Genomic DNA, 23,297 nt, shown 5'->3' on the forward strand with positions numbered 1-23,297 from the left:
CTTGTTTTAACTAGTAAATCTAGTTAAAATACAGCTTGAGCTTATTATTTAAGCTATCATCTTTATGAATTGATTTTTTGCGAAAAATGCATTATAAAAGAACTATGAATTCTTTTAATAACAATCATTATTTCTCATGATGGTGAGAAACTATCATGAGAGATAATATTGAAATAACTTTTACTAGAATAGGAGAGATTTAATAATGGCAAAAGAAAAATTTGATCGCTCAAAAGAACATGCCAATATTGGTACTATCGGTCACGTTGACCATGGTAAAACTACTTTAACAGCTGCTATCGCAACTGTATTAGCTAAAAATGGTGACACTGTAGCACAATCATATGACATGATTGACAACGCTCCAGAAGAAAGAGAACGTGGTATTACAATCAATACTGCTCACATCGAATATCAAACTGACAAACGTCACTATGCTCACGTTGACTGCCCAGGACACGCTGACTATGTTAAAAACATGATCACTGGTGCTGCTCAAATGGACGGCGGTATCTTAGTAGTATCTGCTGCTGACGGTCCAATGCCACAAACTCGTGAACACATTCTTTTATCACGTAACGTTGGTGTACCAGCATTAGTAGTATTCTTAAACAAAGTTGACATGGTTGACGATGAAGAATTATTAGAATTAGTTGAAATGGAAGTACGTGACTTATTATCTGAATACGACTTCCCAGGTGACGATGTACCTGTAATCGCTGGTTCAGCATTAAAAGCTTTAGAAGGCGATGCTCAATACGAAGAAAAAATCTTAGAATTAATGCAAGCAGTTGATGATTACATTCCAACTCCAGAACGTGATTCTGATAAACCATTCATGATGCCAGTTGAGGACGTATTCTCAATCACTGGTCGTGGTACTGTTGCTACAGGCCGTGTTGAACGTGGTCAAATCAAAGTTGGTGAAGAAGTTGAAATCATCGGTTTACACGACACTTCTAAAACAACTGTTACTGGTGTAGAAATGTTCCGTAAATTATTAGACTACGCTGAAGCTGGTGACAACATCGGTGCATTATTACGTGGTGTTGCTCGTGAAGACGTACAACGTGGTCAAGTATTAGCTGCTCCAGGTTCAATCACACCTCACACTAAATTCAAAGCAGACGTATACGTTTTATCTAAAGACGAAGGTGGACGTCACACTCCATTCTTCTCAAACTATCGTCCACAATTCTATTTCCGTACTACTGACGTAACTGGTGTTGTTAACTTACCAGAAGGTACAGAAATGGTTATGCCTGGCGACAACGTTGAAATGACAGTAGAATTAATCGCTCCTATCGCAATTGAAGACGGTACTCGTTTCTCAATCCGTGAAGGTGGACGTACTGTAGGATCAGGCGTTGTAACTGAAATCATGGAATAATTTTAATTATTCAATATTTCAAGACTCCCTTTTGGGAGTCTTTTTTTATACAAATTTATTTAAAAAACGTCTATGCGTTTTCATAAAAAATGATGTCGCATAGACGTTTATAATTAAAATACTTGTTCTATTTCTAAAATCTTTAAAAACTCACTAGCTGCATACTTAAATGCTGCTTCATCGATATCAAAATGTGGATTATGATGAGGCACTGTAATGCCTTTATCATGATTACCACAGCCTGTTAAGAAAAATGCTCCTGGACGCACTTTTAAATAATGAGAAAAGTCTTCGCCAATCATCATAAGCTCTGATTCATTAAAGCGTAAATGCATCTCATTCGCTGCTTGTTTTACCACTTCATATCCACTTACATGATTATGAACTGGTAAGTAACCACGAATATATTCCATTTCATAAGTGATATCATTGGCTAGCGCGAGACCTTGCAATAATTTATCCATTTTATTTTGAATGTGTGCCTGTAACTCTGTATCAAACGTACGCACGGTACCTTTACAAAATGCTGAATCTGGAATAACACTATCTGAAGAACCAGCTTGTACCATGCCAAATGTTAGTACTGCTTCTTTTACCGGGTCGATAGTACGTGAGACGATCTTTTGCGCACTAAGAATAAATTCGGCCATAATTACAATAGGATCGATTGTTTCATGAGGTTTTGCGCCATGACCACCTCTACCTTTTATTGTAATTGAGAATTCATCTGGAGAAGCCATAATCGCTCCAGGACGTGAATAAATCGTACCTGTAGGGTAACCACTCCACAAATGCGTACCATATATCTTATCAACATCTTTAAGACAACCATCATCAATCATTTCTTGTGAACCACCAGGCATAATTTCCTCGCCGTACTGGAAGATAAATACCACATTTCCTTTTAATAAATGACGATGTTCATGCACAATCTCAGCCACACCTAATAGAATAGCGGTATGTCCGTCATGACCACATGCATGCATAAAGCCTTCATTTTTAGATTTATAAGGAACATCATTTAATTCTTGTATAGGCAACGCGTCAAAGTCAGCTCGGAAGGCTACAGTTGGGCCATTTCCTTTCCCTCTAAACGTAGCTTTAATACCATTACGGCCTACTGGCGATTCAATTTCACAATCTAAATGACTTAATTGATTAAGAATATAATTATGTGTCCATGATTCTTCGAAAGAAGGTTCAGGATATTGATGCATATATCGACGCATCTGAATCATTCTATTTTCCTTTTTACTGGCTAATTGAAACCAATCCATTACACTAACGCCTTCTTCCTCTTTATTATGATTTTTAGTATATCAAACTCTTAAATCTCTCAATAGTTTCTTTTCTTATTTTTTGAAAATGAAGTACCAAAATAGCTAAAAATACGTAATAAATACACATTGAAAATACAATTGTACATGGTATGAAGAATATGAAATATATTGAATTTACAGGCATGATAGTGCTTTCATGTTCTTCAAAAATCAGTTATGATAATGTTGATAAATAAATAAAAGGGGAAATGACAATGGTTCAATCTTTACACAACTTTTTAGAAGAAAATATCCAATATTTAAAAGATAATGGATTATACAATGAAATTGATTCAATTGAAGGTGCGAACGGCCCAGAAATTACTATCAATGGAAAACAATACATCAACTTATCTTCAAACAACTATTTAGGACTAGCTACAAACGAAGATTTAAAAACTGCTGCTAAATCAGCTATCGATTCTCACGGTGTAGGTGCAGGTGCTGTACGTTCAATCAACGGTACTTTAGATTTACATGATGAATTAGAACAAACATTAGCTGAATTCAAAGGTACTGAAGCAGCTATCGCTTATCAATCAGGATTTAACTGTAATATGGCAGCTATTTCAGCAGTAATGAACAAGAATGATGCTATCCTTTCAGATGAATTAAACCACGCATCTATTATTGATGGTTGTCGTTTATCAAAAGCTAAAATCATCCGTGTTAACCACTCTGATATGGACGATTTAAGAGCAAAAGCTAAAGAAGCTGTTGAATCTGGTCAATACAACAAAGTAATGTACATCACTGATGGTGTATTCAGTATGGATGGAGACGTTGCTAAATTACCAGAAATCGTTGAAATCGCTGAAGAGTTTGGCTTAATCACATATGTGGATGATGCACATGGTTCAGGCGTAATGGGTAAAGGCGCAGGTACAGTTAAACATTTCGGTTTACAAGATAAAATCGACTTCCAAATCGGTACACTTTCAAAAGCAATCGGTGTAGTTGGTGGCTATGTAGCAGGTTCTAAAGAACTTATCGATTGGTTAAAAGCACAATCAAGACCATTCTTATTCTCAACATCATTAGCGCCTGGTGACACTAAAGCCATCACTGAAGCTGTAAGAAAATTAATGGCTTCTACTGAACTACATGATAAATTATGGGATAACGCTAAATACTTGAAACAAGGATTAGAAAAATTAGGTTTCAACACTGGCGAATCAGAAACACCAATTACTCCAGTTATTATTGGTGATGAAAAAGAAACACAAGAATTCAGTAAACGTCTTAAAGACGAAGGTATCTATGTTAAATCTATCGTCTTCCCAACAGTTCCACGTGGTACAGGTCGTGTAAGAAATATGCCTACTGCAGCACATACTAAAGAAATGTTAGATAAAGCTATCGCTGCTTATGAAAAAGTAGGTAAAGAACTAGGAACAATTAAATAATAAAATGACTACATTTTATAATATCGAAACATCCATAGGCTATTAGGCTTATGGGTGTTTTTTGTATTATGGAGTGATAAACTGAAAATGATATAACGTATAAACATTTTAGAAAGAGAGAGAAGTTTATGCATGAATTAAGACAATTAAGTTATCAAGATGAAGCGGCATTAGTGCAGTATTTAAAAGAGTGGTATGACAATAATGAACAAATTGTACCTTCTAATACAGATTTAGCGAAATACGATGCTTTTAATCAAATGGTGGATGAGCTTAATAAAGAGGAAGCAGATGCAGATTGGGTGCCTACTACGACATTGTTCTATTTTAAAGATAATCAAATTGTGGGAGCAGTCGATATTCGTCATAGATTAAATAAACGTTTAACGAATATAGGCGGGCACGTAGGTTATGGTGTAAGGAAGTCCTATAGAGGACAAGGTATTGCTTCAACAATGCTTAAAGAAGCTTTGAAAATTTTGAAAACGCTAGGTGTCGAGACAGTGTTGATGACATGTAATCCTAAGAATTATGCTTCACAAGCCGTAATGAAACATTGTGGAGGATATGAAATAACACCTTATACAAAGAAAAATGGTAACTTAGTTAGTCGCTTTGAAATACCAAATGAATGAAGGGAAAAGTGTATGAAGGATCTTAAAGTAGTTTATGCATTAATTCAAAATGAAAATGGCGAGGTATTACTTGTTCATAATACAGATGACGATGGATGGTCATTACCGGGGGGGAAAGTAGAATACGGTGAAACCTTAGTTGAAGCATTAGAACGTGAAGTGATGGAAGAAACTGGTTTAATTGCTAAAGTAGGCGATATTGTTAGTATCAATGAAGGCAAATCAACACGTATGGACGTACATACATTATTTATTATGTTTAAAGTTACAGTAGATGAATATAAAACAGAAATTCATATGAAAGATGAAATTGCAGAATTACGTTGGCTTACAGTAGAAGAAGCGGATGAAAAATTAGTGTACTATCATCATAGTTTGAAGGAGTTCTTATCTAACAGAGCGACATATTATAACGAAGGCTACGTGGATTAAAGTCTGAAAGTTTTTAGTTTAGAAAAAATCATTCTTCACTGGTGAAGAATGATTGGCGTCAAAAGTTTATAAATAGTTTCATATTAATATGAAATCGCAAGGTTTCTCTTATGAGTATCCTTTTATTTATAGTATAAAGATAACACCATTTAAACATCTTCACAATACTAAGTTAATGTTTTTTATAAAATAACTTAATATTCATAGTAGACTATAGAGTATTACTTTTAATCTTTAAACTTTTAAATTCTCTTGTTCAAAAATGCTATACATTATTTAGTTTTTTGGATTAAAAAATGTATTTATTTGAATTAGTTGTAGGGTAATGAGTAAATATAAATATACATATATGGAGGCGTTTAAATGCTAGTATTAAATGAGCAAGATCAACAGCAATTGTTAAATATGGAAGAAGTCATTGAGGAAGTAGCGCAGTCATTGCAAGCATTTTCAGAGGGAAAAACAGAAACGCCATTGCGCTACGTCTTACCATTCAATAATGAAAATAGATATTTAGTCATGCCAGCACTTTCAGATGAATTAAAAATAGTCGGTATCAAAACTGTGACATTTGCACCAGATAATCCTAAAAAAGGTAAAAAAACAATCACAGGGTCTGTATTATTAAGCGATTATGAGACAGGAGAAACTTTAGCAGTTTTAGACGGAAGTTACTTAACTAAAATTCGTACCGGTGCAATTTCAGGCGTAGCTACTAAATATTTAGCCCGTGAAGATGCGAAAACATTATGTGTCATTGGATCAGGAGATCAAGCTGAAGGGTTAATTGTAGCAGTGATGGCGGTTAGAAACATAGAAACTGTGCACTTCTCAAGCCGTACTAAAGAAAATGCTGAGCGTTTAGCACAGAACGTAGAGAAAGAATTTAACGTATCTACAAAGGTATTTGACGAAGCAGACGATGCGATGGAAGAAGCGGATATTGTAGTGACAGCAACTAATTCTACGAAACCGGTCTATTCGCACTCATTACATCCAGGCGTTCATCTTAATGCAGTCGGTTCTTTCAAACCAGAAATGCAAGAATTACCATCTGAATCTATGCTAGTTGCTAATAAAATTGTGGTGGAATCTGTTGAAGCAGCTATGGAAGAAACTGGTGATTTGAAAGTACCTCAAGAAGAAGGAATTATTACACAAGAATCATTACATGGAGAACTTGGGGATATCGTAGCAGGTAAAATTCCTGGACGTGAAGATGATAAAGAAGTTACTTTATTTAAGTCAGTAGGATTAGCAATTGTAGATATTGTAGTAGCGAATTATTTCTATAAAAAAGCAGTGGAAAATAATAAATAAAAATCCAAAAATAAGAAACCGTGTAGATGGCATCTAATTGTTCCATTTACACGGTTTTATCATTATTAATTATAGTTATGCTGATTTTTTGCGGTTACGTAAGTATACTAAACTTGCGCCTGTAATCACTAATACGATAGCAATACCATGCTCTGCAATATCGCCATTTTTACCTGTGTTAGGTAATTGAGCAGTAGGTGTGTGAGGAGATGTCATAGGTGAATTAGTCGTTTCATTTGTATTACTTTTAGCTACATTATGTGACTGATGTACATGAGTTGCACTTACATCTAAATGTTTATTATCGAAGGCATGTTTTCCTTCATGAGAAGGTTGTTTCATTGATGCCACTGTGTTAGATGATTGATGTGATTTCTCATTAGTATGTGTCACGTTAGAGCATGCTTTTGTTGCATTATTATGATTAGCGTTTTGATGATGCGTTTTACCTTCATTTGTTTTACCATTTTGACCGTTTGTGCCTACTGTATTTGTATTGTTATGTTGATGTTGCGTAGGGAATATGATGATGTTGTCGCCTTTATGATAGTGATGTTTACCACTTGCTACGTGACCTTTTGTTGCTTCATTTTCAGAAGAAGCGTGATGACCTGTACATTGATGTGCACCATGCTCTTCATGGTGAGCAACTTCGCCATTATGTTTAGGCGTATCTACGTCTGTATTGTTATCGTTGTTACCGGGTTGAGGTGTACCGTTAGCGTTATTATTGTTATCGCCAGTGTGAGTGCCTGTATTAGGCTGTTCATCACTTTCAGGCTGACCATTAATAATACGTACAGGCTCTGTCGTATCATATTTGTTTAAATCCGCTTCTTTAATATACTGTGCCACGACGGCATCTAGTGAAATGCCTTCTTCACGTTGTCCACCGAACATATCATAGCCATCTCCTTGATTAGCGGTGAAATCATTTGTTGTGACATAATATGTGCGATTTGGGTCCAAGTCTTCGTACGTACCTGTGTCCTTATTCAATACTTTAATCGCATTGACGCGATGTCCTGCTTCTTTATTAATATCATAGTACACGCGAATTGAGTCAGATACTTGTAAAAAGCCTCCGTTTGGCGCTAATACCGTTTTGCCATCTTGCATTTCTGTATCTGAACCAAGACTATGTTCGAATGCTTTTTCTACATCTGAACCTTTAACTTGAATTTGTGAAATTAAGTTTCCGAATGGTAATACTGTAATAATGTCGTTTTCTGTTACTTTACCTTTTTCAATAGAAGCGCGAATCCCACCACCATTTGTCACTGCGAAATCTGGTTGATGTGAGAAGTTCTTAGCGCCATATGCTTCCATCGCATCGGTAATTAAGTTGCCTAAATTCGTTTCTTGTGTACGCGCTTGAGCACGTTCTCCGTTAAATGTCACGGTGTTGTTAGGAATGACCACTGTAGACGTTTCTTTTAAGAATTCATCGTTCGCTTTCTTCGTTTGAGCCTCGATTTGAGAATCAGCCGTCACGTCTTTAGCATCCGCTACATTGATTAATGAAGCGTTGACGTCAGATGCTTTTTTATTTTGAAAATTAAAATCAACACGGCCAACATTAGCTAGTGCCGTTCCAGTCTGAGCAAGGACATTATTTGAACCATAATGTTCACCATGATCAATCACTGTATGTGAATGACCATCTAGTACAAAAATGGGCTGTTTGAAAGCGCCACTTTTAGTTAATTGATCGATAAGGTAATCCCCACGCCAAATAGACTTTGTTGATTTATCTACACCTAAATGAGATAAAATGACGAACACATCGACCTTATTTTTAATATCTGTCATTGCTTGCGTCACACTAGGAAGTGGATCTTTAAATTCGACACCTTCTACAGCAGTAGGAGAAGTCTTTGTCTTCGTTTCAGGCGTCGTCACACCTACAATTCCATAACGAATATTATTTTTATTGACGATAGTAGAAGGTTTGAACACACGATGTCCGTTTTTATAAATATTTGAAGAAACCATTGGGAAGTTAAGCTGTTTCTGTAAATGCATTAATTGATCATAACCAAAGTCAAATTCATGATTTCCGATAGTCATAGCGTCGTAGCCCACGCCATTCATCGCTTTAGCCATTTCTTCACCTTTAGAATTATTAGATACTGGTAACCCTTGAAAAGCATCGCCAGAATCAACGACTAAATCTGGATGATATTGCGCTTTAAGTCCCTTAACTTTAGCCATACCAATTACTCTGCCTTCATCTTCTACAAAACGGCCATGAATGTCATTAGTATGTAAAATTGTATGTTTTGCAGTATTAGTAGAAGTCTTAGGAGTTGGTGCAACTGCTTTTGTTGAAGGTGTAGCAGGTTCTGCTGATTTTGTGTCTTGAGTTTTATCTTTAGGAGTTTCTGTTTGAGCTTTTTGTGTCACATCTGAGTTGGTATTTGGTGATTCTATAGTGTTGTTATGTTGAGGTTGTTGCACTGAATCTTGTGCAGTTTTTGAACTTTTGTTCTCTTGCGTAGAAGGTTGTGTCGCTACTTCTTGAGTAGGCGCTTCAGTAGTTGCTTTCTCTTCAGTTTGAGAAGGTGGTTCTACCTCTTCAGACGCTGGCGTAGCAGTTTTTTTAACTTCTTGAGAAGGTGTTTCTACCTCTTCAGACATTGACATAGCAGTTTTTTTAATTTCTTGAGAAGGTGTTTCTACCGATGTTTCATTTTTTGAAAAGGCAGAACCTTGAGATGAATCAAGGGGCTTCTCTGAAGTAGCAGATTGTGTAGAGGATGAGATTGTATCTTGATGTGATGTAGCTGTATCTTGATGTGATGGTGTTGAGTCTTGTTGTGTTATAACTGTATCTTGTTGTGTTGATGACTTATCTTGGTGCGCTGGTGTTTGTACTGATGTAGTTGTTTCAGTATTAGTAGCATTATTAGTCGAGTTAGTATCTTGTATTTCGGCAGCATAGGATGTGCCAGATACTAAACCGAATGCTAAAAATAAAATAAGTAAGAATGGAACGAGATACTGTTTCATATTAGCCTCCTTTATGAATAAAATTTACATTCTCATCTTAGCATAAGGCGAAGGATATAAAGCTTTCTTGTGGGATTATTTACGTTAACTTTAAAAATAATTAATAAATATAGTGTTTTGTGTGCTAAGTATCTCTGACTTTTCAAAAAAAGAGAAAAAACAAAAGCATGTACTTTGTGAGTATACAAGAAAGCGCTTTTATACTATAATAAACATGTAATCAGGGACTATGTATTCTCTGAGAGGACAATTATACGTGTAAAACACACAAAGGGAGCTTTTATTTATGGAAAGAATTGTTATTACAGGAGCGCTTGGTCAAATCGGGACTGAGTTGGTATTAAAATGTCGCGAAATTTATGGGAATGATAATGTTTTAGCGACGGATATTAGAGAGCCTGAAGAGGGATCACAGGTTGCAAATGGACCGTTTGAAATTTTAGACGTAACGAATCGTGAAGCGATGATGGCTACCGTTGAGAACTTTAAAGCGGATACGTTAATGCATATGGCAGCGTTACTATCAGCGACTGCTGAAAAGAATCCGTTATTGGCATGGGATTTAAATATGGGCGGTTTAATGAATGCATTAGAAACGGCTAGAACATATGATTTACATTTCTTCACGCCAAGTTCTATTGGAGCGTTTGGTGATTCTACGCCTAAGAAAAATACGCCACAAAATACGATTCAACAACCTACTACAATGTATGGTGTGAATAAGGTTGCTGGTGAGTTATTATGCCAATACTACTTCAAGAAATTCGGCGTGGATACGCGTAGTGTGAGATTCCCTGGACTTATTTCTCACGTTAAAGAACCAGGTGGCGGTACGACTGACTATGCGGTTGAGATTTACTTTGAAGCGGTTAGAAAAGGTCGTTATACAAGCTATATCGCGAAAGACACTTACATGGATATGATGTATATGGATGATGCGATTGATGCGATTATTAAATTAATGGAAGCGGATGCTGACAAGCTTGAAACACGTAATGGTTATAACTTAAGTGCGATGAGTTTCGAGCCTGAGGAAATTAAAGCGGCGATTCAAAAACATTATCCTGATTTCGTGTTAGATTACGAAGTGGATCCTGCACGTCAAGCGATTGCGGATAGCTGGCCTGATAATATTGATACGAGTTATTCTCGTAAAGAGTGGGGCTTTGATCCTAAATATGATTTAGCTGGTATGACTGAATTAATGTTAAAAGCGATTGAAGAAAAAGAGCAAAATAAATAAGTTTGATATATTGAACTAGCAAGGTGATAGTACCTTGCTAGTTTTTTGTGTGAAAAGGAAGTTCTAAAATGGAGTCTCATTTCACTTAAGTTGAGATGCTTGCCTAGGGTACAGTTTCAGCCAGAAATTCCGCACAAATAAATTTGTGGGAATTTCTAAGGTCTTCAACTTGTACTGTTCCCTCAGGCGTCACTCAACTACGTTTCATTATCCATTTTAGAACTTCTTACTTAAGTGTGTAATTACTTATAACTAATATTTTTATTGTGCTACCAATCCTTTTAAATTTATTTAATTACTGTTTTTCAATGTTAATGATAGATTTAAATTAAGTATTAAAGTATGTTACTTTTAAGGAAAGGGTTTACAATAAGTATTTAGTTTGAATTTTTTGAAAATTTATTGAATAGAAAATACGAGATTGCTATAATTTAAGTTACTATTAATCAGGAAAACATTAGGAGGTTTTCATCATGTCAGGAAAAGTTAAATTTGAACAACGCGACACACTTAAAGAGAAACCAGAAGGCAATTTGGGATTTGGTCAGTACTTCACTGATTACATGTTAAGTTTAGACTATGATGCTGATAAAGGATGGCATGATTTAAAAATCGTTCCTTACGCACCAATTGAAGTATCTCCAGCTGCACAAGGGCTTCACTACGGTCAAGCAGTATTCGAAGGATTAAAAGCTTACAAACATAATGGCGAAGTAGTATTATTCCGTCCAGATCAAAACTTCAAACGTATCAACGATTCATTAGCACGTTTAGAAATGCCTAAAGTGGATGAAGAATTATTATTAGATGGATTAAAACAACTAGTTGATGTTGAACGTGATTGGGTACCTGAAGGCGAAGGTCAATCATTATATATTCGTCCATTCGTATTCGCAACAGAAGGTATTTTAGGCGTTAGAGCTTCTCATCAATATAAATTATTAATTATCTTATCTCCATCTGGTGCATATTACGGTGGCGACACATTAAAAACAACTAAAATTTATGTAGAGGATGAATATGTACGTGCTGTACGTGGCGGTGTAGGTTTCGCTAAAGTAGCAGGTAACTACGCAGCAAGCTTATTAGCACAAACAAATGCGAACCAATTAGGTTATGACCAAGTATTATGGTTAGACGGGGTTGAACGTAAATACGTTGAAGAAGTAGGTAGTATGAATATCTTCTTCGTTGAAAATGGAAAACTCGTTACACCAGCATTAAATGGTAGTATTTTACCAGGTATCACACGTAAATCAATTATTGAATTAGCTAAAGAACTTGGCTATGAAGTTGAAGAACGTAAAGTAGGCATCGATGAATTATTCGAAGCATACGATAAAGGTGAATTGACAGAGGTATTCGGTTCAGGTACAGCAGCAGTTATTTCACCAGTAGGCGTATTAAAATATGAAGATCGTGAAATCGTAATTAACAATAACGAACCAGGTGAAATCACTAAAAAATTATACGATACTTACACAGGCATCCAAAGCGGTAAATTAGAAGATAAACACGGCTGGAGAGTAGTCGTACCAGAATATAAATAATAGAGAATTTAATTAGCTAGAAACGCTGAAATAAAGCAGTTTCTAGCTTTTTGTTATATTCTTCGTTATCTTTCTTATAACTACATTAGTAACGAGCAATCTTTTATTCATTAGTATCGCTTCATTTATTTTACTTATTCAATTAGTCATTTCTTATAATCGTTTTGAAAACAGAAAGCACTCGTAACTTAATACACAAATAAAAAGATCAACATTAGTTGGTCTTTTTTAATGAAATAAATTGTTATATTAAAAATCTGAAATAATAAATAGCTATTTACCGTCTAAATGACGCCCTATATAACCTAAAATTGAACCAATAACGAAAAGCAATATAATATATATTATATTTGATAATTGATTATCTAAATCTAACGATGGTTGAATAAAAAAGTAGCAATAATAACTATTATTAAAAATATAACACCAGCAATTAATCTATATCTTAGTGTACGCATTTTTGTTCCCCTTATCTTTACCATATTGTTGTGCTTCACATTTAGCAGTATTCATTTTGAATTGAAAATTGTGAAGATAGATTTGGCAGTGACAAACTTTATGCATTAACTTCAGTTCTACTTTATCAATGTATATAAAAAATAGTAATTACATCATTACAAAAATACCATATTTAACTAACATATCTAGAAATTTTAGAAAGATAAATAATGTGATAGTTTGAAAATATAAAGTAAGAAAGGGGAGGAATCTAATGCCTCAAGTTATAATGTTGATTATAACTATCATTTGTATACTATATATTGTTTATTGTTTAGTAAAAGACAAACCAATTATTAATGTGTTTATTGCGGCTGTAGTACAATCAATTTTGCTTTTTTTAGTACGTTTTCTTTGGGTTAAAGAATCTTTTAGTCAATCAATTATAGCTTCGTTTGACTTAATAACGATTATATTTGTAATTATTTATGTAATATATAAGTTGGCAAAGAGGTAAAAGAATTGAGAGATATTGTAAGTTACTCAAGAAATAAGGTTAATGAAGTAATCTCTAAATATGAAGATAAACTGGTTAAATTAAAAAGTAATCCAGTAGTTTATGAATTGAAAGACAGTTATGTAGAAGAATTGCTTTCGATTGAATTGAATTAATTACTTTAATAACAGATTTGCATGTTAAATAATCATTTACGCAAGAATGCCCAAAAATTTCTAAATGAAGCTAAACTATAGGTATAAGACAAATATACAAGGAGTGAAATCAAATGGTAGACGTATTCGGCTTCATTAAAAAAGTCATCGATTTAGTAAGTGGCATTCTTGTACACGGCGAACCTAAATAAGTTGTTAAATTGTATAGTAAATACCTCCTAAAAGTTAGATGAAATTCTAACATTTAGGAGGTATTTTTTTAATAAGAACGACCCCACTAATCTATTGACTAATGGGGTAAGCTTTTACGATTTATGAAATTGAATAACCGTACTTAATTTTACCCACCTATAATAGTTGTAAACTACATATTTTGATAAAAAATTAGATTTTTTATCAAATAGCATGTTCAAATGTTATATTATTGTTAAAAGTAATATGTTCCACTTTAAAAAATAAAAGAAAGGTGATAAATATTATGATTATTCGTGCGATAAAAGAATTTATCAAAGGTGCTAAAAAAGGTGTAAATGAAGCAAAAGAAAATCCAGAGAAATTTGAATATGGCGTATCTAAGGAAGAGGCGCGTCGTAGAAAATTTAGAGAAGACCGTAATAACCAAAAAGATAATAATTAAAAATCACAGCTTTGCTCCACCCATTTCACATTTCTATGCGAATCATAGCTATCTATATTACAATAGAAACGTTATAAATTTTGAGTGGTAGGAGTGTTAGTTGAAATGGAATGGATATTATTTGATAAAGACGGAACATTAATTGAATTTGATAAGAGCTGGGAGAAGATTGGCGTTCGTCTTGTAGACAGCTTTTTAGATAAATTTCCAATTGCTGATAAAGAAGCGGCACATCGCCAACTTGGAGTTATTGATGATGCGATTGTGCCGAATTCAGTCATGGGCTCTGGATCTTTAGATGACATGGTAAAAGCGTTTAGTGATATAGCGGGTGAAGATGTTTCGGATTGGACACGTAATACAAGTCAAGATCTTGTAGATAATCGAGTACCAGAGAATAACTGGATTGATGGTGTTTATGAAACGGTTAAAGCCTTGAAAAATGAAGGCTACAAAATTGGTATTGTTACTAGTGATTCTCGAAAAGGTGTCATGCAATTTTTAGAAGATACAGATTCAAAAGATGCTTTTGACCTAGTCATTTCTACTGAAACACATGCAGCAGAAAAACCTAATCCAGCAGTACTGAATCCATTATTCGATCACTATGATGTTAGACCTGCAGACATTGCTATCGTAGGCGATACCAACAATGATATGAAAACAAAAGTAAATGCAGAATTAGGCTTAGCAATCGGCGTATTAAGTGGCATTGCTAAAAAAGAAGAACTAGAAGATGCAGATTATATCATCGATACAGCTGTAGACGTACCTAAAATATTAAAACAACACAGCGAAAAATAATTATATTTAAAAATTATAATAAATACACAAAACGCTGCACAATTCGACTGATTGTGCAGGCGTTCTCTCTATTATCTATTATCTACATTACGATACGTATTAATAATGTGCGCAATTTTATCAATGATTGGGTCTAAAGAATCAGGATTTTCATGAATATCATACTCATTAATATTAATACGAACTACAGGACATGCATTAAAGTTATTAATCCAGTTCTCATAACGTTTAAATAATTTTTGCCAATATTCAGGATCGGTATTAATCTCCATATCTCGACCACGACGCTTAATACGCTCAATAACCTCATCATAATCACATTCTAAATAAATCAATACATCTGGCTTTGGAAAATATGGCGTCATTACCATTGCATTAAATAATTCTGAATACGTCTTAAAGTCATCCGCACTCATCGTACCTTGTTCTTCATGCATCTTCGCAAAGATATCTACATCTTCATAAATTGAACGATCTTGGATAAAACCGCCACCATATTCAAACATACGTTTTTGTTCTTTAAATCGCTCTGCTAAAAAATAAATTTGTAAATGAAAACTCCAACGCTCAAAATCATCATAGAATTTATCTAAATAAGGATTATGGTCTACATTTTCAAAAGAAGTTTTAAAATTCAATTTGTCAGCCAACGCCTGTGTTAACGTTGACTTTCCTACACCCACTGTCCCAGCAATTGTAATAATTGCATTCTGGGGTATGCCATAATTATTCATGTTCACTATCTCCTATCATTGGTTTAATTTGTTCTAAAATATTCTGATAATCTGCTTCATTATTAACAAAATCAATGTCACTCGTATTAATTAATACCACATTTGCGCCTTCTTGTTTTAGAGCTTCATACAATGCTAAATAATCTCTTTTTAAATTTAATAAATAATTATCTTCAATTTGATGCTCAAAACTACGATTACGTTTGGCAATACGCTTTTTCAAAATATTTAAATCAGCATCTAGGAAAATAATCATATTTGGCATTTCAATATCTTCTGTCAAAATATCAAAAATACGATTGAATTTATCAAATTCTGCATCGTCTAAAGTATTACGGGCAAAAAGTTTATTCTTATAAATGTGATAATCACTCACAACACCTTGTGTCATTTCTGCAATATCTTTGGCTTGTTTATAGCGATTACATAAGAAGAACATTTCTGTTTGAAAGCTCCATTTAGAAATGTCATCGTAAAAATCTGATAAAAAAGGGTTCTCGTCAATAATTTCTTTTTCTTCATAATAATTCAAAGTTTGGCTAAGTTTATGAGCTAAAGAAGATTTACCTACACCGATAGGACCTTCGATTGCGATAAATGGTTTATTCATAATCACATCTCCAAATGTTAAAATAGACAATGAGTATTGTATCACAAGTGAGGTAGGACACACATGGTAAATGATGAATATTACATGAATTTAGCGATTGAGGAAGCGGAGAAAGCACAACAGCTTGGCGAGGTTCCTATTGGGGCAATTATTGTAAAAGATGATGAAATTATAGCGCGTGCGCACAATTTAAGAGAAACTGCACAACAGCCAACTGCACACGCGGAACATATCGCGATTGAACGTGCTTCGAAAGTAGTGGGAAGTTGGCGTTTGGAAGATTGCACGTTGTATGTCACGCTTGAACCATGTGTGATGTGTGCGGGAGCGATTGTAATGAGCCGTATTCCTAAAGTGGTATTCGGCGCTATGGATCCTAAAGGTGGATGTAGTGGTAGTTTAATGAATTTACTTGAAGAACCTCGCTTTAATCACAGAGCCTCGGTAATTACGGGTGTTCTTGAAAATGAATGTGGTGATTTGTTGCGTAACTTTTTCCGAGAACTACGTGCGAAGAAGTCTAAAACAAACATTTAGGCGTACAAATTGTCGCAAATTTGTTAAAATAAACACTGAATTTAAAGTTTAAAATTTCATAGTTTTGTTAAGCAAATACCCTTTTCCCAAAAAAGAAAAATTGATAGGGATTAAGTCAATGAAACGAGGTAACTGTATGATTAAATTAATAGCAACGGATATGGATGGCACTTTATTAAATGCGGCACATGAGATTTCACAAGAGAATATTGATGCCATTAAATATGCGCAATCTCAAGGAATTACAGTCGTTATTGCGACGGGACGTGCGTTTTACGAGGCAAGTACACCTATCGCTGAAACTGATTTAAGTGTCCCGTATATCTGCTTAAATGGTGCAGAAGTGCGTGATGAAACACATAATATAATGAGTACGTCTAATCTAAATCATGAGTTAGTGGAGCGAATTAAATCTATCTTGAATAAAGATGATGTATATTATCAAATTTATACGAATAGAGGGATTTATACTGAAGATCCAACACGTGATTTAGATATTTATTTAGATATTGCGAAACAAGCGGGTCAGGAAGCTGATGTTGAAAAGATTAAAGCCGGTATTCAAAAGCGTATTGATAATGGAACGCTAAAAGTAGTGGACAGTTATGAAGATATTGAAGATATTCCTGGTGAATTAATTATGAAAGTATTAGCTTTCAACCCTGATTTAGAAAAAATAAATGCAATAGGCGAAGAACTAGCGGCTATTCCTAGTTTAGCAATTTCATCATCTTCACGTGGTAACTTAGAAATTACGCATTCAGATGCTCAAAAAGGAATCGCTTTAGAAACCATTGCGGACCAACTTAACGTTGATTTACAAGATGTGATGGCATTAGGTGATAACTTAAATGATGTTTCTATGTTAGAACGCGTCGGTTATCCAGTTGCTATGGAGAATGCAATGCCTGAAGTGAAGGAGATTGCTAAATACGTTACTGATACAAACGAAAATAGTGGTGTTGGTAAAGCAATTATGAAGTTATTAAAAGAAGAGCAGAATAAATAATTAAAGGAGTTTTAAATAATGAAAGGACTTATTATTGTAGGAAGTGCCCAAGTTGGCTCACATACAAACGCGTTGGCGAAATATTTAGTAGGTCAATTTGATAATCATGATATGGATGTCGATATTTTCGATTTAGCTGAGAAACCTTTAAATCAGTTAGACTTCTCAGGTACAACGCCTTCAGTTGATGAAATCAAAGCGAATACGAAAGAATTTAAAGAGAAGACGATGGAAGCGGATTTCTTAATTCTTGGTACACCAAACTATCATGGTTCATATTCTGGTATTTTGAAAAATGCTTTGGATCACGTTAATATGGATTATTTTAAAATGAAACCTGTAGGATTAATCGGTAATAGCGGTGGTATCGTAAGTTCTGAGCCATTATCTCACTTACGTGTCATTGTGAGAAGTTTATTAGGTATTGCTGTACCTACACAGATTGCTACACATGACTCTGATTATGGTAAATTAGACGATGGCACATTGTACTTAGACGATGAACAATTCCAATTACGCGCAAAATTATTTGTCGATCAAATTGTTTCATTCGTGAATAATAGTCCATATGAACATTTAAAATAAAAATTAATTATACAGAAAAACGTATATATAATAGAAGAAACTAGTTTAAAGAGCTTGAGATATAAATCTAAAAAAAATAGCCAATAATTGAATTTATATAAATGTTGTACACACCCCATAAAGTTGGACTTAAATCCAAGTTTATGGGGTGTATATTATTTTTAATAGAAATTTTTTCACTATCCAGTAACTAGATTTACTGGACTCAACTAATCTTAGTATATTTTTTATATAGGTCATTTAGAAAGAAAAGTCTTATTTTAATCCAATTTATATTAATTTATTATATATAAAATTATAGTTTAACCTATTTTGTATCGGGTATATTTAATTTGCATTTAATTAATCATTAATTATTTGCGACTAAATATATAAAAAGAGCTTTCAAATTGCTCTCTATTTATGTATAACTTTTATTGTATTTTACATATTATGATTGAGTGACTTGTAAAATACTTACTATTTTGGAAGGTTTTTCGAAATTAGAAAAGGGAGTGGATTTTTTTGAAGAAAAAACCTAATAAGAGATTGGATTTTCTGCCTAATAGATTGAATAAGTATTCGATTAGAAAATTCACAGTTGGGACTGCATCGATTTTAGTTGGTGCCACATTACTTTTTGGTAGTGCACATGATGAAGCAAAAGCTGCTGAAAGTAATCAAATTGAAAGCAATAGTCAAAATGGATAAGATGAAAACATTAAGCAAAAAGGTAGTGTACAAAATACTACTGAAGAAAATGCTACACAAACTGAACAAGTAGACATTACTAATCACTCAACAAAAGAAAGTAACGAAGCTCCAACAAAAGAAGTAGCAACAGAAGAAAGTAACGAAGCTCCAACAAAAGAAGTAGCAACAGAAGAAAATAACGAAGCTCCAACAAAAGAAGTAGCAACAGAAGAAAGTAACGAAGCTTCAACAAAAGAAGTAGCAACAGAAGAAAATAAAGAAGCTTCAACAAAAGAAGTAGCACAAACTTTTGATAGTATTAATAATGAAAACAACGCAGATAAGAAAAAAGAATTATTTACTAACATGGTTGCTAAAAACAATGATTCAACTTCTGAAGAAGCATCTAAATTAGTTAATGATTTAAATATTGATTTTAATAAAGCAGATGAAAATGAATTATTAGCAGCGTTTTTAAAAGCGGATAGCGAAAATAATGATAAATTTTCAGCGTTAGGTACTACTTCAGAAATTTCTACAAATAAAAGAATTAAACCGGTTAGTCGTATAGCTACTAATCTTAGAGCGGCTGTGACACAAAGTGAGACAGGTAAAAATGTAAATGATTTAGTGGAAATGACATCAGCTTCAATCGATAAAGACTATGTTCAACCTAACGATGGTCAAGGTTTCAACCTCACTTCTAATTTCAAAACTAATGGTCGCGTAAATGCAGGTGATTACTTTACAGTTGATATGCCAGAATATGCCAACTATGAAGGTATTGCTGATTATAAAGCATCTAATAACAAAATCTATCCAACTTTAACAGATGGTGATCAAGTCGTTGCAAATGGTGTTTACGACGTTGATACTAAAAAATTAGTTTATACATTTACTGATTATGTTAACAATAAAGATAATGTAAAAGGTTCATTTTCAATTCCTCAATACATTGATAGAAAAAATGCGAAAACAAGTGGAACATATGATTTAAACTATAATATTGCTGGTGAAAATGTAACTCTTCCTATTGATGTTAAATATACTAACTATAACACTGGACACGTAATTGCTAATGCAGATTCTCTTATTACAAAAGCTGATTTATTTAATGTAGGTTCATACGATTATACTCAATATATTTATGTGAATCCTAATTCAGTAGATAGCTACGATACTATATTAAATATTCTAGGTTACCAAGAAAATGTAGGTGACAGTAGTACATTATTAGACCCAAATAATTCTAATATTCGCATATTTGATGCCGGTAACTCAAATAATATTAATCCAAGTTTCTATGTAGATGAAAATCAATATGAAGAAGTAACTGATGAATTTAACATTGATCAAGTTGGTGAAAAACATGCACAAATTAATTTTGGACATATTGACCACCCATATATTGTAAAAGTTACTTCTAAAATTGATCCAAATTCTACGCAAGATTTAAGAACTAGAATAACAATGACTAATAAAAATTTTGAAGGAACATCAGATTTTTATGGCCATGATAACTATGTTGAGCGAAGTGGCTCAAATGGACAAGCAACAGGTAACGAGAGATTATATAGCTTAGGTGACTATGTATGGGAAGATACAAACAAAAACGGTCTCCAAGATGAAGATGAAAAAGGTATTCAAGGCGTTAAAGTTTCAATTATTAGAGACAATGGTATTAAAGAAGAAACTTATACAGATGAAAATGGTAAATATCGATTCGATAATTTAAGAAATGGATCATATGTTATCAACTTTGAAACACCTAAAGGTTATACGCCTACAAATGCAAATGTAAATAATAATAACGATGACGCTAAAGACTCTGATGGATTATCAACAATTGGTATTATTAAAGACGAAGATAACTGGACGTTAGATAGTGGCTTCTATAAAACTCCTAAATATAAATTAGGTGATTATGTTTGGTATGATTACAACGAAGATGGTAATCAAGATGAAGATGAAAAAGGTATTCAAGGTGTAACTGTTACATTAAAAGATAGTCATGGTAATACATTGAAAACTACTCAAACAGATGAAAATGGTAAATATATATTTGAAGACTTAGAGAGTGGGGAATATAACGTTCACTTTGAGAAACCAGACGGTTTAACTCAAACATCTGTAAACTCCAGCGATGACTCTAAAGATGCCGATGGTGAAAATGTTAAAGTAACTATTACTGATCATGATGATATGACCATTGATAATGGTTACTTTAAAAAAGGTGAATCTGAATCAGCTTCATTAAGTGAATCAGAATCTAAATCATTAAGCGACTCAGAATCAAAATCATTAAGTGAATCAGAGTCTAAGTCATTAAGCGACTCAGAATCTAAGTCATTAAGTGAATCAGAGTCTAAGTCATTAAGCGACTCAGAATCTAAGTCATTAAGTGAATCAGAGTCTAAGTCATTAAGCGACTCAGAATCAAAATCATTAAGTGAATCAGAGTCTAAGTCATTAAGCGATTCAGAATCAAAATCAACTTCAGAAAGTACAAGCAACAGCACATCTGAATCAACTTCAGAAAGCACAAGCAATAGTACATCTGAATCAACTTCAGAAAGCACAAGCAATAGTACATCTGAATCAACTTCAGAAAGTACAAGCAACAGCACATCTGAATCAACTTCAGAAAGTCATAAGCATTCAGATTCATTGCCTGATACTGGTGATAAAGATAATAATGGTACATTATTAGGTACATTATTAGCTGGTTTAGGATCAACATTGTTATTAGGTAGACGCCGTAAAAAAGAAGATAAATAGTATAAATATATTGTTTAGAAAGAGGCCGGATATTTAAAATTCCGGCTTCTTTTTTATGCTTTTTATATTTATTAAATTCAATAAGAAATATTATTTAGAGAATAACTTTTTTAATGATAACGCTTACACAAAGTATGCTAAACTTGAATAGTAAAGTAACTTGTAAACAAAGGGTGGGGATTAAAATGAAGAAATATCGTTACTTTATTATTGCGATGATTATTGTAATGACAATGATTAATTACATCGATAGAGGAGCTATTTCCTATGCTCAGAAAGACATCATCAATGAATATGGCTTTGATACTATCGCATGGGGCAAGATTTTAGGATATTTTGGTTATGGTTACATGTTTGGTTCATTAATCGGAGGATTAACGGCAGATAAAAGGGGACCTAAATTTGTTTGGATTATTGCTGGAACTGCATGGTCAATTACTGAAATAGCAATGGCATATGCTGGAGAACTCGGTATGGCACTATTTGGAGGTTCAGCGATTATTGGTTTCGGTCTATTGCGTGTATTATTTGGCGTGGCTGAAGGTCCAGTATTTTCAATAATTAGTAAGACGAACGCTAACTGGGCAGCACCCAAAGAACGTGGTTTATTATCGGCTTTAGGGTTAATTGGTGTGCCACTTGGTGCTTTAATTACAGCACCTATCGTTTCTGGATTTCTTACAATAGCAAGTTGGAGACTGTTATTTATTATTTTAGGAGCGTTAGGATTAGTATGGGTAGTCATTTGGGCCTTTGTGTTTACAGATTATCCTGAAGATAACAAACGCGTTTCACAAGAGGAGCTTGAAGAAATTCGTGCGACTGATAGTAGTTTAAATGTTGAGAAGACGGTTAACACTGAAAATAATAAAAATGAAAAATGGTATCATTTCTTTAAAAGTCCTACATTAGTAGGTAATATGTTTGGTTATTTTGGTTTCCAATATGTAAACTTTTTAATTTTAACTTGGACGCCTAAATATTTACAAGATGAATATCATTTTGAAATCCATTCCTTATGGTATTTAGGTATGGTGCCATGGATTGGAGCTTGTTTCACTATCTATTTTGGTGGCCATATCTCAGACTGGCTTCGTAAAAAAACAGGCAGTTTACGTATAGCACGATCATATTTTGCGATAGTAGGTATGATTTGCGCTGCGATTTGCTTCTTAATCATTCCCTTTACACATAGTATTGTAGCTATCATGATATTAATGATGATTGGGAATGCATTTATTTTCTTACCAAATGGTGTTTATTGGTCTGTTATTATTGATACTGCACCTAGTAAAACGGGTACATACGGTGGTATTACACATTTCTTCGTTAATACAGCAACAGTCATTGCACCGACTTTAACAGGATATTTAGTCGCAAGTTACGGTTATTCTTCTATGTTTATTTCAGCAGTAGTTGCATCACTGATAAGTATTGTAGCAATGTGTTTTGTTAAACCTGGTGAAAAGCGTATGGCAAAACATCATTAAGCTGATGCTATATCAAGCTAAGCT

General features: G+C 33.9%; 19 protein-coding genes and 1 pseudogene. 15 read left to right on the top strand and 5 right to left on the bottom strand.

Annotated features, from left to right (window positions below; translation table 11 throughout):
- The first annotated feature begins 205 nt into the window (after positions 1 to 205).
- On the top strand, positions 206 to 1,390 hold the full coding sequence (tuf, locus tag E2558_RS10225; RefSeq protein WP_126566021.1) for an elongation factor Tu: 1,185 nt from the start codon (positions 206 to 208) through the stop codon (positions 1,388 to 1,390).
- A 113-nt stretch (positions 1,391 to 1,503) separates the two neighbouring features.
- On the opposite strand, the gene E2558_RS10230 is transcribed toward tuf, so the two are convergent.
- Positions 1,504 to 2,667, bottom strand: a complete 1,164-nt coding sequence (locus tag E2558_RS10230; protein ID WP_126566019.1) for a M20 family metallopeptidase — start codon at positions 2,665 to 2,667, stop codon at positions 1,504 to 1,506.
- Between the two features lie 257 nt (positions 2,668 to 2,924).
- Here E2558_RS10230 and E2558_RS10235 point away from each other — a divergent pair, with 257 nt between their 5' ends.
- The 4 genes from E2558_RS10235 to E2558_RS10250 all read left to right on the top strand — a co-directional run bounded on the left by E2558_RS10235 (position 2,925) and on the right by E2558_RS10250 (position 6,502).
- A complete protein-coding gene (locus E2558_RS10235) occupies positions 2,925 to 4,115 on the top strand; it encodes a glycine C-acetyltransferase (protein ID WP_126566016.1) in 1,191 nt (396 codons plus the stop codon).
- A 128-nt stretch (positions 4,116 to 4,243) separates the two neighbouring features.
- Entirely contained in the window at positions 4,244 to 4,750 is a 507-nt protein-coding gene (locus E2558_RS10240; RefSeq protein WP_126566015.1) for a GNAT family N-acetyltransferase, read from the top strand.
- 12 nt (positions 4,751 to 4,762) lie between these two features.
- Positions 4,763 to 5,182 carry an NUDIX hydrolase gene (locus E2558_RS10245; protein ID WP_126566013.1) on the top strand — a complete coding sequence of 140 codons (420 nt, stop codon included), beginning with the start codon at positions 4,763 to 4,765 and terminating at the stop codon, positions 5,180 to 5,182.
- Positions 5,183 to 5,545: 363 nt separating this feature from the next.
- Complete coding sequence (locus E2558_RS10250; RefSeq protein WP_126566010.1) at positions 5,546 to 6,502, top strand: ornithine cyclodeaminase family protein; 957 nt, start codon at positions 5,546 to 5,548, stop codon at positions 6,500 to 6,502.
- A 75-nt stretch (positions 6,503 to 6,577) separates the two neighbouring features.
- Here E2558_RS10250 and E2558_RS10255 read toward each other — a convergent pair whose 3' ends face one another.
- Positions 6,578 to 9,514 carry a 5'-nucleotidase C-terminal domain-containing protein gene (locus E2558_RS10255; RefSeq protein WP_126566007.1) on the bottom strand — a complete coding sequence of 979 codons (2,937 nt, stop codon included), beginning with the start codon at positions 9,512 to 9,514 and terminating at the stop codon, positions 6,578 to 6,580.
- 286 nt (positions 9,515 to 9,800) lie between these two features.
- On the opposite strand from E2558_RS10255, the gene E2558_RS10260 reads away from it, so the two are divergent.
- On the top strand, positions 9,801 to 10,757 hold the full coding sequence (locus tag E2558_RS10260; RefSeq protein ID WP_126566004.1) for an L-threonine 3-dehydrogenase: 957 nt from the start codon (positions 9,801 to 9,803) through the stop codon (positions 10,755 to 10,757).
- A gap of 473 nt (positions 10,758 to 11,230) precedes the next feature.
- Positions 11,231 to 12,307 carry a branched-chain amino acid aminotransferase gene (locus tag E2558_RS10265; protein WP_126566001.1) on the top strand — a complete coding sequence of 359 codons (1,077 nt, stop codon included), beginning with the start codon at positions 11,231 to 11,233 and terminating at the stop codon, positions 12,305 to 12,307.
- A gap of 438 nt (positions 12,308 to 12,745) precedes the next feature.
- Here E2558_RS10265 and E2558_RS12620 read toward each other — a convergent pair whose 3' ends face one another.
- Complete coding sequence (locus E2558_RS12620) at positions 12,746 to 12,871, bottom strand: BPTI/Kunitz-type proteinase inhibitor domain-containing protein (protein ID WP_371869285.1); 126 nt, start codon at positions 12,869 to 12,871, stop codon at positions 12,746 to 12,748.
- A gap of 396 nt (positions 12,872 to 13,267) precedes the next feature.
- Between E2558_RS12620 and E2558_RS10275 the strand changes: the two genes are divergently transcribed.
- The 3 genes from E2558_RS10275 to E2558_RS10280 all read left to right on the top strand — a co-directional run bounded on the left by E2558_RS10275 (position 13,268) and on the right by E2558_RS10280 (position 14,858).
- Entirely contained in the window at positions 13,268 to 13,417 is a 150-nt protein-coding gene (locus E2558_RS10275; protein ID WP_168210246.1) for a hypothetical protein, read from the top strand.
- A 478-nt stretch (positions 13,418 to 13,895) separates the two neighbouring features.
- Entirely contained in the window at positions 13,896 to 14,054 is a 159-nt protein-coding gene (locus E2558_RS12380; RefSeq protein WP_168210247.1) for a hypothetical protein, read from the top strand.
- A gap of 105 nt (positions 14,055 to 14,159) precedes the next feature.
- Positions 14,160 to 14,858, top strand: a complete 699-nt coding sequence (locus tag E2558_RS10280; RefSeq protein WP_126565997.1) for an HAD family hydrolase — start codon at positions 14,160 to 14,162, stop codon at positions 14,856 to 14,858.
- Positions 14,859 to 14,929: 71 nt separating this feature from the next.
- Here E2558_RS10280 and E2558_RS10285 read toward each other — a convergent pair whose 3' ends face one another.
- Positions 14,930 to 15,592 carry a deoxynucleoside kinase gene (locus E2558_RS10285; RefSeq protein ID WP_126565994.1) on the bottom strand — a complete coding sequence of 221 codons (663 nt, stop codon included), beginning with the start codon at positions 15,590 to 15,592 and terminating at the stop codon, positions 14,930 to 14,932.
- The gene (locus tag E2558_RS10290) at positions 15,585 to 16,202 is read right to left on the bottom strand and encodes a deoxynucleoside kinase (protein ID WP_126565991.1); all 618 of its coding nucleotides are present in this window, start codon (positions 16,200 to 16,202) and stop codon (positions 15,585 to 15,587) included. Before E2558_RS10290 ends, E2558_RS10285 begins: the two co-directional genes overlap by 8 nt.
- A 63-nt stretch (positions 16,203 to 16,265) precedes the next feature.
- Between E2558_RS10290 and tadA the strand changes: the two genes are divergently transcribed.
- From tadA to E2558_RS10325, 5 genes and pseudogenes are all read left to right on the top strand, one after another.
- Positions 16,266 to 16,739 carry a tRNA adenosine(34) deaminase TadA gene (tadA, locus tag E2558_RS10295; RefSeq protein ID WP_126565989.1) on the top strand — a complete coding sequence of 158 codons (474 nt, stop codon included), beginning with the start codon at positions 16,266 to 16,268 and terminating at the stop codon, positions 16,737 to 16,739.
- Between the two features lie 136 nt (positions 16,740 to 16,875).
- Entirely contained in the window at positions 16,876 to 17,748 is an 873-nt protein-coding gene (locus E2558_RS10300) for a Cof-type HAD-IIB family hydrolase (protein WP_126565986.1), read from the top strand.
- Positions 17,749 to 17,766: 18 nt separating this feature from the next.
- Positions 17,767 to 18,333, top strand: coding sequence for an NADPH-dependent FMN reductase (locus E2558_RS10305; protein ID WP_103329973.1), 567 nt, complete (start codon positions 17,767 to 17,769; stop codon positions 18,331 to 18,333).
- 498 nt (positions 18,334 to 18,831) lie between these two features.
- Positions 18,832 to 21,783, top strand: a pseudogene (locus E2558_RS10320) (SdrD B-like domain-containing protein).
- Between the two features lie 185 nt (positions 21,784 to 21,968).
- Positions 21,969 to 23,273: an MFS transporter gene (locus E2558_RS10325; protein ID WP_126564934.1), complete on the top strand. Its 1,305-nt coding sequence runs from the start codon at positions 21,969 to 21,971 to the stop codon at positions 23,271 to 23,273.
- Positions 23,274 to 23,297: the final 24 nt, after the last annotated feature.

Origin of the sequence: Staphylococcus pragensis, from assembly GCF_004785665.1 — a bacterium.
Taxonomy (GTDB): domain Bacteria; phylum Bacillota; class Bacilli; order Staphylococcales; family Staphylococcaceae; genus Staphylococcus; species Staphylococcus pragensis.

What these genes read in the sequence shown, in the direction of transcription:
- tuf (WP_126566021.1), top strand. Translation starts at nt 206, where the DNA reads ATGGCAAAAGAAAAATTTGATCGCTCAAAAGAACATGCCAATATTGGT.
- E2558_RS10230 (WP_126566019.1), bottom strand. Translation starts at nt 2,667, where the DNA reads ATGGATTGGTTTCAATTAGCCAGTAAAAAGGAAAATAGAATGATTCAG.
- E2558_RS10235 (WP_126566016.1), top strand. Translation starts at nt 2,925, where the DNA reads ATGGTTCAATCTTTACACAACTTTTTAGAAGAAAATATCCAATATTTA.
- E2558_RS10240 (WP_126566015.1), top strand. Translation starts at nt 4,244, where the DNA reads ATGCATGAATTAAGACAATTAAGTTATCAAGATGAAGCGGCATTAGTG.
- E2558_RS10245 (WP_126566013.1), top strand. Translation starts at nt 4,763, where the DNA reads ATGAAGGATCTTAAAGTAGTTTATGCATTAATTCAAAATGAAAATGGC.
- E2558_RS10250 (WP_126566010.1), top strand. Translation starts at nt 5,546, where the DNA reads ATGCTAGTATTAAATGAGCAAGATCAACAGCAATTGTTAAATATGGAA.
- E2558_RS10255 (WP_126566007.1), bottom strand. Translation starts at nt 9,514, where the DNA reads ATGAAACAGTATCTCGTTCCATTCTTACTTATTTTATTTTTAGCATTC.
- E2558_RS10260 (WP_126566004.1), top strand. Translation starts at nt 9,801, where the DNA reads ATGGAAAGAATTGTTATTACAGGAGCGCTTGGTCAAATCGGGACTGAG.
- E2558_RS10265 (WP_126566001.1), top strand. Translation starts at nt 11,231, where the DNA reads ATGTCAGGAAAAGTTAAATTTGAACAACGCGACACACTTAAAGAGAAA.
- E2558_RS12620 (WP_371869285.1), bottom strand. Translation starts at nt 12,871, where the DNA reads ATGCATAAAGTTTGTCACTGCCAAATCTATCTTCACAATTTTCAATTC.
- E2558_RS12380 (WP_168210247.1), top strand. Translation starts at nt 13,896, where the DNA reads ATGATTATTCGTGCGATAAAAGAATTTATCAAAGGTGCTAAAAAAGGT.
- E2558_RS10280 (WP_126565997.1), top strand. Translation starts at nt 14,160, where the DNA reads ATGGAATGGATATTATTTGATAAAGACGGAACATTAATTGAATTTGAT.
- E2558_RS10285 (WP_126565994.1), bottom strand. Translation starts at nt 15,592, where the DNA reads ATGAATAATTATGGCATACCCCAGAATGCAATTATTACAATTGCTGGG.
- E2558_RS10290 (WP_126565991.1), bottom strand. Translation starts at nt 16,202, where the DNA reads ATGAATAAACCATTTATCGCAATCGAAGGTCCTATCGGTGTAGGTAAA.
- tadA (WP_126565989.1), top strand. Translation starts at nt 16,266, where the DNA reads ATGGTAAATGATGAATATTACATGAATTTAGCGATTGAGGAAGCGGAG.
- E2558_RS10300 (WP_126565986.1), top strand. Translation starts at nt 16,876, where the DNA reads ATGATTAAATTAATAGCAACGGATATGGATGGCACTTTATTAAATGCG.
- E2558_RS10305 (WP_103329973.1), top strand. Translation starts at nt 17,767, where the DNA reads ATGAAAGGACTTATTATTGTAGGAAGTGCCCAAGTTGGCTCACATACA.
- E2558_RS10325 (WP_126564934.1), top strand. Translation starts at nt 21,969, where the DNA reads ATGAAGAAATATCGTTACTTTATTATTGCGATGATTATTGTAATGACA.